A 12,297-nucleotide genomic window follows, 5' to 3' on the forward strand; every position below is an offset into this window, starting at 1 on the left:
AAGCATACAAATAGTTGTTTACAAATTTTCTTGAGTTTTATTTCTATCTCAAAAGACCAACTTCTTTATAGTACTTTTCAGCACCTGGATGAAGAGGAATTGAGATTCCTGCTTTAACCATCTCTTCTCTTTTCAGATTAGCGAATGCGGGATGCAGGCGTATAAAAGTATCGAAGTTCTCAAATACTGATTTCGCAACATTGTAAGCTACATCGTCAGATACATCTGATGTAGTTACCATTGTTGCCAGTGTACTAAAACTGTTTACGTCCTGATCTGTTCCCCCATACATACCGGCAGGTACTGTGCTGACAGAATAGTAAGGGTTATCGGCTATAAGCTTGTTAATTTCAGAACCTCTTACAGAAACAAGTTTCGCTCCACATGACGTTGTTGCTTCCTTGACAGAACCATTCGGATGACCAACCGTGTAGATGTATGCATCGATTTTGTTATCACACAGAGCTTGAGATCGTTCAGAACCTTTCAACTCCGATGCTAGCTTAAAGCTGTCATTTGTCCAGTGCATTGAGTCTATAACAACGTTCATTGTTGCGCGATCGCCAGAACCGAAGTTACCAATGTTTACTCGTTTACCTTTAAGGTCACTTATGTTGCGAATACCAGAATCGGAACGGGCAATGATATTAAAAGGCTCTACATAGAGAGAGAACATTGCACGCAGTTTTTTATACGGGCCTTGTTGAGCAAACTCACTTGTACCGTTATAACCATGGTATTGCCAGTCTGACTGAACAATACCGAAATCCAGCTCACCAGCACGGATTGTGTTGATGTTATAAATTGAACCACTAGTTGATTCAACAGAACCACGAATATTGTGCTCTCTTCGACCTTTGTTAACAAGCTTAGCAATTGCACCACCCGTTGGATAGTAGACTCCTGTGACCGAGCCGGTTCCAATAGTTATAAACTCCATACTTTCCTATTCAATAATGAATGTTATTAGTGATTTATCATATCTGTCTTATCACTTTCCATATGTTAGAGAACAATTTGTATATAGCAATTTCTAGTCGAGTGAGGTGCAATAGCAGCAATGTGTAAACCAGCATCGAATATCATCAAGGGTAATCTTGGAAAAAGCTACCTCAATTGCCTTGTCTAGAGCTAGATAAGTTCTTGCCCCGATACTTTTCAAGGTACTTTTCAACTTTGACCAGCAATTTTCAATGGGTGAAAAATCTGGAGAATAGGGAGGAAGGTAAATCAACTTAGCTCCCACGGCCTCAATCATTGTGCGTACTGACTCTCCTAAATGAATCGAACAGTTATCCATCACCACACATGCTCCCGCCCATAAGTTTGGTATTAACTTCTGGCTGATGAATGCTTCAAAGGTTAATCCATCCGTACTCCCCAGCAGATGATAATTAGCGACCATTCCCTTGAAGCCTAATGCTCCAATCAAAGAAACATTCTTGCCTCGTTTACTGGATTTCGGACTATAAGCTCGTTTCCCTTTCTCAGAACGTGCCCTCAGTCTTGTCATGGCTAAGTTCACGCCCGATTCATCGATAAAAATCAAGTTTTTCGCTAGAGTCGCTTGCATTTTCTGCCAAAAATCATATCTGGCTTGTTGCACTCGTTTTGTCGCCTTAAGGTCTGGATAGAATGTTTTTTTGAGGCTATATCCCATTCTTCTTAAGGTGCGATGCATGGTGCTATTGGCCACACGGAGACCAGTGCGTTTCTCCATCTCATCACATAGTTCCGCTAGCGTCGCATCGTTTTTCTTGGTGAGCAACTGGCGCAATATTGTTTGATGCTCTTCGTTTAATTTGGGAGGTGTTTGTTGGCTTCGTTTTTTCGGAGCAATCGACCCTGTCAGTCGTTTTTGGTCGAGGAGCTTTTGTACAAAACTTTTCGCCACTCCAAATTGTCGGGCAAGACTACTTTGACTCACACCACCCCTTTCGTAGGCATCCACTATTTTCTGTCTTAAGTCTAATGAGTAGGCTTTCGGCAAGATGCTACTTTCTTCCTCACCAGTCAACTCACCTATACTACTTCATACACTTTGCTAGGCTGAAATTTGCTGTAGCATTTTAAAATGATAAAAGACTATACAAATTGCTCTGTCATATTCTAGAAATTTTGCAGGGCAATCAAGATGTTAGTCGTGGCAAAACTTAACCACTCAAACATAATCTATCTGTTCTATTGTCACTGCGTATCCGTTAAAAAGATCGCGGTGTCTGCAAATACGATGACTAGTAAATTTACATGTTTGCAATGGGTAGTCACTATGATCAATTTTGAGAATAGCTACTTTTAAAAGCCCAAATCTGATTTTGCAAGTTCTGCTTCGGCAAATAGTTCTTTATCATCCATATCTTGATAGTCGCTAATGCCAATTTCCCGGTAGAACTGTTGGTCATAGGAACGGGTTCGCACAACGACTGGCATTGGTACTGCATGACCTAAAACAAGCGCTTGTTGTTTTGAATCAAGTTTTGCGAGGACAGAACGGAGATTGCCGCCGCCAGAAACACCAGTAAAAATTGCTTCAATATCTTTTTCGTCGTTAAGCAAACAAGTGACTCGCGTACCAATTTGGGACATCACTTCGTTATCAATACCTGATGGTCTTTGGTCTACCACTAACAAAGTCACATAATATTTCCGCATCTCTCGGGCGATGGTTCCAAAAATCGTCTGATGCACAATCTTTGAGTCAAGAAATCTATGCGCTTCTTCAATGGTGATAACAAGTTGGCGAGGCTTATCTTGGGGATTTTTGGTTTGGAGAAAATGGTCAGCTTTTTTGACATAAGCTGAGTGAATCCGCCGCGTAATCATATTGGTCGCCAACATATACGAGAGCATATTGGACTGGGAACCAAACTCAATAATGACGTGTTTGCCCGCTGCGAGAGATTCGAGGATTTGATCAATGTAGTTAAACGGACAAGCACCTTTGATGTATTTTAAATTTTCGAGTCGCTTTAACTTCCGCTGCAATGCCATAATCGAACCCGCATGACCTTGCTTCTCTTCACAGAAAACCTTGATATCTTCATTACTCATATTGAGGAGACTGGTGATCCAATGTCTGCCAAATTCGGAATAAAGCACATTGGCATTATCTAAACTCGCTTCAGATAAGCCCAGCTCAAACCCAACCAACCGAATATCTTCAATTTCGATCTGGTCAAAGCTGAGGTACATTTCCTGCGCACCCCGCACACCCCGCCGTTTGGTTGATTCTGAATCGAGCGTATAAATTTCTACTTCACCGGGAAATAACTGTCCTAAGCCTTTAACCGTATTAACACCCTTGCCTTCCTGCATTGCCTCCCAGCCATACTCGGAGTGCATATCAAACATTAGGTTTACGGCGGCATGTTTGCGGATAATACCCGAAAGTAAAAGTCGTGTGAGGAAAGATTTCCCTGTACCAGATTTTCCGAAGATGCCATTACTTCGCTCGACAAAGCGATCCAAATCAAGACAAATCGGCACTTCCGTATCGAGAGGTTGGCCAATGGCAAAGTTTTTATGATGCGGATCGTCTTCCCAACCAAAAACCATTCGGAAGTCGCGATCGCTGGCATCAAAGACCTGACTAAAGTGACTCGGAATTGTTTTAACTGGTAATAACTCTAGCTCGTCATAATCTTCATGGTGACCATTTTGGGAACTTAATTCGCTCTGAGTGGGCGTAAACATGAGCATAGGCGCAAGTTCCACCGTCCCGTATGTGCTGGTTCCTGCGAGAACTGCTTGCAGAAAATCGTCGGCGGGATTGGGAGGATCTGCAAGGATGCGTTGACTAGAAGTACCAAGAGAAACATCCGTGAGCAAACAAAAGAATTTGGAGCGTGTACCCTGAACGACTAAAAATTTTCCGACACGCATCTCTTCTACAGAAATGTCACCGTGGAGGCGGACGTCTAGACCTTGGCTGAGGGAACCCTGAATAACGGAGCCGAGGGGATGTTCTTGGGTCATTAGTCGTGTTTCAAGTGTGGGGCGTGGTGAAGATTAACCTCAACCTAAGTGTAGAGGCTAGATCTGGGGATCGAGAAAAACGTCATTCTCACTAGTCTCTACCGGAGGAGCGGGGCGCATTAGTCTTTCCCATGCCTCGATTTGGACTTGGGCAGAGGAATATGCGGCGGTACCAGAAGGAATGAGTTCAGCGGTGGCGATCGCCTCAGGAATTGAAGCTGTATTGGCTTGGCGCTGGGCTTCGTTGAGAATGCCGTAACTCCACTGATTAGCCGCTTCCCGACCTTCTGAACGGGCGGCGGAGGCACTGCTGGGAATTTCTTGAGTTAATCGAATTGCTTCAACTAAACCAGAGATTGTTTCTCTAGAGGCTGCATTATAAGCATCTCGCAATTTTGTCGCGGCGGTAAGTTCCCGTCGCCATCCACCCACTTTCTCTTGCATTTTGGGATAAAGAGCACGACCAGCCGTAATTTGGTTGGCGACAGTGATTGCTTCGCTATAGCGTTGGTTGTTGCCGAGGGCGATCGCCTGATCATAGATTGGCTGATCTTCCCGCCGTTCAATGGTTCCTTGCCATTCCCGAATAGCCGATTGAGCTTCGTCGTAGAGCGCGCGACCTGGTTGAATTTTTCGCGCTTGGACAATCGCTTCATTGAGGGCATTGGTTCCCCGTGATGATGCGAGATCTCTCGCGTATTGAAGAGTGGGTCGATCCTCTGAAATTTCGATCTTTTCCCGCCACTGTGCTACTTTACGACGGGCTTCACCGTAGCGAGGATTACCTTCTTCAATAAGATTGAGTTTGGCGATCGCCCGTTGCAGGTCAGTAATTGTTCCCCCTGCGGCAATAGCGTCTCCTTGTTCTAATAGAGTTACATCAGCAATTTCCGATTGCCAGCGATTCATTAAAGTTTGGCTTTGGTCATAAACAGAACTGCTTGGCTGAATACTCTGGATTTGAACGAGAGCCGTTTCAAGATCGATCACGCTGCCGCGTCGCGCGCTAAGACCTGCCTGTGCCAAAATTTTCCAATCCACCACCATATTGTCGAGATTGAGACGACCTGGGAGGCGATCGCTGAGGGACATAAGCTGATCCCATTGCTGCTGATCTACGAGGTCTTCGATGTAGCGAATAATATTTTCGCGGGAATCGTCAATCAGCTTTTGAGCCTGTGGATAGGCGTAACTATCTTCCGAAATCTTACTTGCTTGTTCAATCGCTTGAAGCCAATTTTCGATGCCGCCCCGACGGTGGGACACATAGGCCACATCCAGCTCTTCATTTTCTTTGCGAGCCAACTGAATCTGATTGCGAGCTTCTTCGTACTTAACCGTTGACCAATAAATATTTTCGAGATAGCTCAGCTCAACCGCTGTCCGAAGTGCTGCACTTAAATCACCATCATTAATTTCGCGGTCTAGCTTTGCAAAAATTCTTTCCCCATCGCGCCAAACTAATCGCCAATCTTCAATCCGTTCTTCAACTAAGATCCGTGCAGTCGAACGAACAGGTACTTCCTCTGCAATGGCGATCGCCTCATCGAGATTACCTTCTTGGAACTGTACCTCCGCCAATTCCAAAATATCGGATGTCCACACCTCAATATTGCGGTCAATGTCAGGACGTAGCGGGTGATCCTGAGGAAAACCATCCACCATACGAATCGCTTTTAAATAGCTGCCTAGGGTTTGTTGCTCTGCCTCTACCTGCGCACAATATAATCTCGTTGTTGCGGAGGCTAACGGTACATAGAGAGCGTTGCAATTACTACTGCCATTGAAACTGAGCAAAATAGATGTTGCCGCAAAACCAACGCCACCAGAGAGCAAAATCAGTACAAGCCCTAAAAAATGCCAGCTTGGCAGAGGAATCGTTCGTTGCTTTGGGGGAGCCTCCTCTTTATCTACTTCGACCAGCTCGACAGATTTTGGACGGGCTGTCTGCTGTGATGATTGTTGCTGATCGGAAGAGGTCTTCATAGTATTTTGAGCGCCAGCGGAGATGGTTGGAGAGGACACATTGCGCTTTTGAGTCATAGGAGCTGATCGCAAACAAACAAAATAATCAAGCTTTACAGACAGTCTAAGCCATAGAAATTTTGATTGATCATATCATGACTATCATTTGGCCTTGGTTTAACTCAAAAGGTTATGTCCTATTGCTTTAACAGCAAGCCTTTTTACGCTCAATCCGGATAGTCACACTAGGCGATCACCCACTAGATAAATATTTAGTTTTAATTAAGCATCGACCCTTAATTAAGTAGGGAATATCATCAACAGTATTTTATATTAGCTATTCTTGATCTTGAGGGGGGTAGATGTAGAAAGATATCTAGATATGTCTGATAATATGGCATCATTCGTCTCCCATCACGAAAATTCGGTTTCCTCACTCAATTCCGGGTGCTGGATTACCACAATTATTATGTGATTTATTTTAAGGATAGGTTTTAAAGATGGAACAACAGCCTGGCACCCAAGCAGAAATTGGAACTTCTCCATATCTCAATACCGAAGCACCCGGTTCTATGGCAACCCCCAACGCTGATCAGCCTTGGCAAGAATGGGTTCAGCCTGTCACGGATTTCTTGTCCGACTTACCTGATGAGCTGGGTAAATTTTTCTCCGACTATAAGCAACCTTTAGTTTCAGTCGGTCTAATTATTGCAGCTTTTATTTCCGTTAAACTTACGTTTGCGCTTCTTGGCGCTATCAACGAAATCCCTCTTCTCGCTCCCGTGTTTGAGCTAGTTGGTATTTCTTATACAGCTTGGTTCGTTTACCGCTATATGCTCAAAGCTTCCAACCGGGATGAGCTTGTCGGTGAATTCGATTCACTCAAGTCTCAAATCTTAGGCAAAAAAGACGCTTAATTGTTTCGTAAATAGTTGTCTGTGTTCTGGATAAGGACATGGCGATCGCCCCGACCATTCATGTTGGTCGGGGTTTTTTATTTTGAGTTGAGAGATGTTTAAAGAGAATGGATAAATGATTGAATTGCGTCGTCTTAAAAATAAAAAAGACATACCAACTGTATGCCTTTAATCAATGTTGACTGGAGAGATGCCAATTTTTTTAAATGCATCTTTCTTAGAAAGAAAGACCAAGGTTGACGCCTAGGGCTGCATGGGCAACTAGCAGGGCGATCGCCGCAGAACCGAGATAAGCATGAACCGTTCTGAGCTCAGCCTTCCCGAGAAACTTGGTAAGAGATAAAGCACCATTTGCCATGAGTAAACCGATGGCGATCGTGCCAGTCCAGAAATGAGGACTTTCAAATATCGGCTGACCCTGCATGACAAGTGAAAGCACACCACCAGTCCAGCCAAGACTGATAAAAGTTGTCAGCCATAACGCTGCTTTTTTGTGCCAATATGCACTGTCTTGCTTGACGTCTACCTCAGGAGATGTGCGAACTTTCCAGCCTTTAATAGCTGCAAACCCACCAATCATAACTATGACAATCCCCATCATGAATGGGTGACCCCAGTGCGTAACGACCCCGGGAATCGGTAAAGAACCAAACCAATCAGCGATCGGCTCCAAATAGGGGCGAATAATTTCTCCCATTGCTTTTTCCTCTTAACAAAACTTGATGCGTGCGGTGCATATTCTATCCGCAAACACCACCGAAAAAGTCCATCTGGAGCATTTAGGTAACAGTTGGAAACATCCAGTGTCAGTACCAGCAAACTCGGGTGATAAAATTTGGAATACTTTTAGTGAAAGAGAAAGAAGGTCAAAGTGGTTCAAGTACCGATCAAATCCGCCTCTCCAACAAACGTTATTCTCAATGGTCCTGCCCTCGAAGCATGGCTCAATGACCTCGCCGAAAATATTATTCAAGGTAAGCGCCTCAACCGTCACGAAGCTCTGCGTTTAACTGAAATCACTGGCGAAGAAAATATTCTCAAACTCTGTGCTGCCGCTGACCGGATTCGACATGAATGCTGTGGTAACGTCGTCGATCTATGCAGCATTGTGAATGTGAAATCTGGCAATTGCTCTGAAAACTGTAGCTTCTGTTCGCAATCTGCCCATCACCCCGGTGTTGGTTCGCCCACCTATGAACTCAAGACGCCTGAGGAAATTCTTGCACAGGCGAAAGCCGCAGAAGAAGCGGGTGCCAAACGGTTTTGTCTAGTGAGTCAAGGTCGCGGCATTAAGTACAACAGCCCTAAGGATAATGAGTTCGCTCAAATTCTCGAAACGGTACACCGTATCCTCGATGAGACATCAATTAAGCCGTGTTGTGCTTTAGGTGAAGTAACAGCAGAACAAGCTCAGCAACTCAGTGAAGCTGGTGTAACGCGCTACAACCATAACCTTGAAGCCTCAGAAAATTTCTTCCCTGAAATTGTATCAACCCATGCTTGGCAAGACCGGGTTGAAACGATTAAAAATCTTAAGGCTGCGGGTATTCAGGCTTGTAGTGGCGGCATTATGGGTCTCGGTGAAAGTTGGGGCGATCGCGTTGATTTGGCTCTTGCTCTACAGGAACTTGAAGTTGAGTCCGTGCCATTGAATTTATTAAATCCTCGCGAAGGCACTCCCCTCGGTGATAACGAGAGATTAGATGTCTACAATGCTCTCAAATGCATGGCAATTTTCCGATTTATTTTACCGGAGCAAATTATTCGTTATGCTGGCGGTAGAGAAGCTGTCATGGGTGAATTGCAGCACCTTGGTCTCAAAGCTGGGATTAATGCAATGCTCATTGGTCACTATCTCACAACTATGGGTCAGCCTCCTGAGCAAGACCAAGCAATGCTCGAATCTTTGGGTTTAGAAGGTGGTGAAGCACCGATCCCTGGAGATTTTTCGCGCAGTCACTAAGTTTGTTGTGCCGCAATATTCTTGAAATCCACCCTGAGACAACCACAACCGTCCCCCAAGAAGAAGTCTACTGTTTCTGCGCCTAATCAATTTCTGTGGGCGCTAATCGGTGTTTTGCTCACTATTGGGGGCACTTTTATTGAAGCCCATGTCACCACAAATCCACCATGGACTTGGTCAGAGAATGGTATTCAGTTTGGTTCCCTTGGAATCTATTGCCAAGTAGGGGCGGTGTTGCTGACGGGTTGTCTCGGCGGTAAGAATGCAGGAATTCTGTCGCAAATTGCCTATATTTTTGTCGGTTTATTTTGGCTGCCTGTGTTTACTCAGGGCGGTAAACTTGCTTATTTAATGGAGCCAACGTTTGGCTATATTTTAGGGTTTGTGCCCGCCGCCGGAGTGTGTGGATGGTTGGCTTTTCGATATGTGTTGACTCTTGAATCTCTTGCTCTCAGTGCATTTTGTGGTTTGTTAGTTGTCCACTTGTCGGGAATGATTTACCTGATGGGAATGGCTTGGTTAGAACGGTTATCGGCTGAAAATTTAACGCTCGGTGCGGCGATCGCCCTGTATACATTGCAACCATTCGCGGGGCAGCTGGTACTCGTTTGTGGTGTCGCATTCATTGCATACTGTTTACGACGTATCCTATTTTACTAATAGCTTTACGTCTTGGTACGCATAACCCCTTTATGGATCTCCGCAAAGATTTACTGAAAAATCGCTGGTTTTGGCTCATTGCCCTTGCAGGCTTAATTCTTGATCAGCTTACTAAAACCATTGTCCTACAGACATTGCCAGAGGTGGGAGATACCTTTCCTCTGTTAAATGGAGTATTTCACTTCACCTATGTCCGAAACACAGGGGCTGCGTTTAGCATTTTTACCAACGGCGTTCATTGGTTACGCTGGTTGTCTTTGCTAGTGAGTTTGGCGCTGATGGCTCTCGCATGGTTCGGCGATCGCCTTAATAATTGGGAACAACTCGGCTACGGTTTTATCCTCTCTGGAGCTATGGGTAATGGCGTTGACCGATTTCTATTTGGCTATGTCGTCGACTTTTTAGATTTTCGACTGATTGATTTTCCAGTGTTTAATATTGCAGATGTCTGTATCAATATCGGCATCGCTTGTCTGCTGCTCAACATCCTCTTTTCTCAACGATTTCCAGACAAAGAGTCCGAGTGATACATATCCACGATGAAACAAACTGTGAAATTTACGTTGCTCTCCATCCCACTAAACAATTTGTTTCAAGACTATAAAACTGCTGTTAAACTTTTTGGGCTATTCCTCCGTTCCTAAGAGTAAATATACTCGTTGCCATTGTGGCGGCTTTGGCGGGAGAGAAGCTGTTCTTCGAGCTGAGCGATGCGTTTATAGGCAACAGTTAATTGTGCTGTGAGTCGTTTGATCTGGATATCAGGGGTCATTGCTTTGTCGTCGACTGGATGACCTTCTAATAAAGCAGTTTCATCGAACAAAATATCTTTGTGGTGGAAATTGTTATTTCCCACATTCATCTCTAAGCCGAGAGTCTCATTGCTGAGTTGCGGCATTAATTGTGTTAGCTCGTCTATGGAGACTTCGCCATTTGTCGGGACACTATCTTGAAGTTGCTCTACGGTTTGATAGAGATGATCCAGTTGGCGCTTCAACTCAAGAACATGATTATGAACACTCATAGTTGAGTCTGACCTTAAAACTTTACTTCAACCATGCTAGTACTATCTTTTCTTGTTGAACCACTGATCGACTTATCTTTAAGATTCTCTTTGAGAACCTTAAGGAAACCTTGCAGAAATTAGGGTGAGACTCTTGTTGCTTTTTAAGTTCTATAAATAAATTCGGATGAGTTTTTATAGTCTTGAAATGCTGATTTTAGTCATTTTTTGATGCTTTAGAGACAAAATCTATATTGTTTTCCGCTAAATTTATTCTCCTGATCATTATGCTCTTCATTATTGAACCGAACAGATAAACCTATTTCCCCTCGAAAGCTTCTGAAACCTAAAAGCTGCAGTCAATAAGCCTTTTAAGCACTTTGATGCGGTAAAAGATAGGGGTGTCTACTGTTTCTTTATGAGCAAGATTTACAAAAGTCTTTGTTCTAGATTTATGAGTGACTTGATGTTGTCTCTTTGACTTGATGAGCATTGGGGCAATAGAAATAAATAATTAAGTTATGTAAGTGCTACTGTCATGAATTTGTATCAATGTAAGTTGCTCTTTGAGAAGGGGCTTTGTTTTTTGTAAATGCCGCTGTAATAATCAGGGATTGATTTTGCAGTTAATAAAAGTACTAAAGCTGGATTTTCTGCTCGGTTTTTGCTTTTGCGTTGGCGATCGCCTCAGTATTATTTTTTTGGTAAATTTAACGTCGATTTTCTGGTGAATACGGGCTAAATTGATGGCGAAGATAGATTTTTCTCGCGAATAGGCAATATTTCATGGCGCAAGAACAGCAAGGCTTTCAACTCTCTGGGCGTGCTTATCTGATGGTGGCGATCGCCATTTTTGGGGCAGCAAATGCAGTTACTCGTAAAATCACAGAAATTGGTGCTGAGAACCTGATTGATGGGCGCAACCCAATTTCCTTTTGTAATGTGTTGTTCGTGGGGAACCTATGCGCTTTAGTGCTGCTGGGTATTCTGTATCATCGGCAATGGACAAAGGAAAATCTGAAAAAGATTTCTGCAAAAAGTTGGGTGGCGATGACCTTCGTCGCAGTGTTAGGGGCGGCAGCTGTACCAACGATGGTATTTACGGCACTGGCGATTACAGCGGTCAATAATGTCATTCTGATTGGCCAAATTGATACCCCTCTAGTTTTGTTGCTGTCGATATTTTTGCTTGGTGCGAAAGTGAACCGCTGGGTGATTTTTGGGGCTGCGTTGTCGTTTCTGGGGGTGAGTTTGACCGTTATTTTGCAACCGTCGAGTCCTGATGCGATGGTGTTTATGATTGGTCGCGGTGAATTGCTTGTCCTGATTGCTGCGGTTCTGAAGGCGATCGCCAATCTGATTAGCAAAATCAGCCTCAAAGAAATCCCACTGGGAATCTTCAGTACATTTCGGATGATTATTGGGACAATTACCTTTTTTACGGCAACGACTGTTTTGTATGGCCCTCATCACTTTATGGATGTGGCAACGCCGTTCCTCTGGCAATGGATGTTGGGATATGCGGCGATTATTGTTGTGGGTGGACAATTATTTTGGTTTAGTGGTTTGAAGCGGAGCACAGCTAGTGAAGTGTCTTTTGCAACGGCCTTTAATCCGTTGGTTGGTGTTCTCGCTGCCTATTTACTCTTGGGTGACGCGCCGACAACTGCCCAATATATTGGTGGGGCTGTGATTTTACTGGGGATTTGCGCCAATCAAATTGGTGTCCAAAAACTCAATGCCATGAAAAATGTCCCCAAACCTACCCCCAAAGAGCTCAGCGAATCTATTACCTATAAGGGTATTTAATTCAG

General features: G+C 44.0%; 11 protein-coding genes. 5 read left to right on the forward strand and 6 right to left on the reverse strand.

The window, feature by feature from the left end; genetic code table 11:
• Window positions 1-43: 43 nt before the first annotated feature.
• The 4 genes from LEPTO7376_RS12905 to LEPTO7376_RS12920 form a co-directional block, all read right to left on the reverse strand.
• Window positions 44-940: a TAXI family TRAP transporter solute-binding subunit gene (locus tag LEPTO7376_RS12905; RefSeq protein ID WP_015134615.1), complete on the reverse strand. Its 897-nt coding sequence runs from the start codon at window positions 938-940 to the stop codon at window positions 44-46.
• 93 nt (window positions 941-1,033) lie between these two features.
• Complete coding sequence (locus LEPTO7376_RS12910) at window positions 1,034-2,017, reverse strand: IS630 family transposase (protein ID WP_015132345.1); 984 nt, start codon at window positions 2,015-2,017, stop codon at window positions 1,034-1,036.
• A gap of 278 nt (window positions 2,018-2,295) precedes the next feature.
• Window positions 2,296-3,975, reverse strand: coding sequence for an ATP-binding protein (locus tag LEPTO7376_RS12915; protein WP_015134616.1), 1,680 nt, complete (start codon window positions 3,973-3,975; stop codon window positions 2,296-2,298).
• Between the two features lie 57 nt (window positions 3,976-4,032).
• A complete protein-coding gene (locus tag LEPTO7376_RS12920) occupies window positions 4,033-5,961 on the reverse strand; it encodes a hypothetical protein (RefSeq protein WP_041765534.1) in 1,929 nt (642 codons plus the stop codon).
• Window positions 5,962-6,440: 479 nt separating this feature from the next.
• Here LEPTO7376_RS12920 and LEPTO7376_RS12925 point away from each other — a divergent pair, with 479 nt between their 5' ends.
• The gene (locus LEPTO7376_RS12925) at window positions 6,441-6,857 is read left to right on the forward strand and encodes a CAAD domain-containing protein (RefSeq protein WP_015134618.1); all 417 of its coding nucleotides are present in this window, start codon (window positions 6,441-6,443) and stop codon (window positions 6,855-6,857) included.
• Between the two features lie 217 nt (window positions 6,858-7,074).
• Here the strand turns inward: LEPTO7376_RS12925 and LEPTO7376_RS12930 are convergent, their stop codons facing one another.
• Window positions 7,075-7,554 (reverse strand): DUF4079 domain-containing protein, encoded by a 480-nt coding sequence (locus LEPTO7376_RS12930; protein WP_015134619.1) that lies wholly within the window; start codon window positions 7,552-7,554, stop codon window positions 7,075-7,077.
• A gap of 174 nt (window positions 7,555-7,728) precedes the next feature.
• Between LEPTO7376_RS12930 and bioB the strand changes: the two genes are divergently transcribed.
• The 3 genes from bioB to lspA are packed head-to-tail and all read left to right on the forward strand — an operon-like array spanning window position 7,729 to window position 10,007.
• Window positions 7,729-8,820, forward strand: a complete 1,092-nt coding sequence (gene bioB / locus LEPTO7376_RS12935) for a biotin synthase BioB (protein WP_015134620.1) — start codon at window positions 7,729-7,731, stop codon at window positions 8,818-8,820.
• A 21-nt stretch (window positions 8,821-8,841) separates the two neighbouring features.
• The gene (locus LEPTO7376_RS12940; protein WP_015134621.1) at window positions 8,842-9,480 is read left to right on the forward strand and encodes a biotin transporter BioY; all 639 of its coding nucleotides are present in this window, start codon (window positions 8,842-8,844) and stop codon (window positions 9,478-9,480) included.
• 32 nt (window positions 9,481-9,512) lie between these two features.
• A complete protein-coding gene (gene lspA, locus LEPTO7376_RS12945) occupies window positions 9,513-10,007 on the forward strand; it encodes a signal peptidase II (RefSeq protein WP_015134622.1) in 495 nt (164 codons plus the stop codon).
• Between the two features lie 113 nt (window positions 10,008-10,120).
• Here the strand turns inward: lspA and LEPTO7376_RS12950 are convergent, their stop codons facing one another.
• A complete protein-coding gene (locus tag LEPTO7376_RS12950; protein WP_015134623.1) occupies window positions 10,121-10,504 on the reverse strand; it encodes a hypothetical protein in 384 nt (127 codons plus the stop codon).
• Window positions 10,505-11,269: 765 nt separating this feature from the next.
• Here LEPTO7376_RS12950 and LEPTO7376_RS12955 point away from each other — a divergent pair.
• On the forward strand, window positions 11,270-12,292 hold the full coding sequence (locus LEPTO7376_RS12955; RefSeq protein WP_015134624.1) for a DMT family transporter: 1,023 nt from the start codon (window positions 11,270-11,272) through the stop codon (window positions 12,290-12,292).
• The last annotated feature ends 5 nt before the right edge of the window (window positions 12,293-12,297 follow it).

Origin of the sequence: [Leptolyngbya] sp. PCC 7376 (assembly GCF_000316605.1) — a bacterium.
Taxonomy (GTDB): domain Bacteria; phylum Cyanobacteriota; class Cyanobacteriia; order Cyanobacteriales; family MRBY01; genus MRBY01.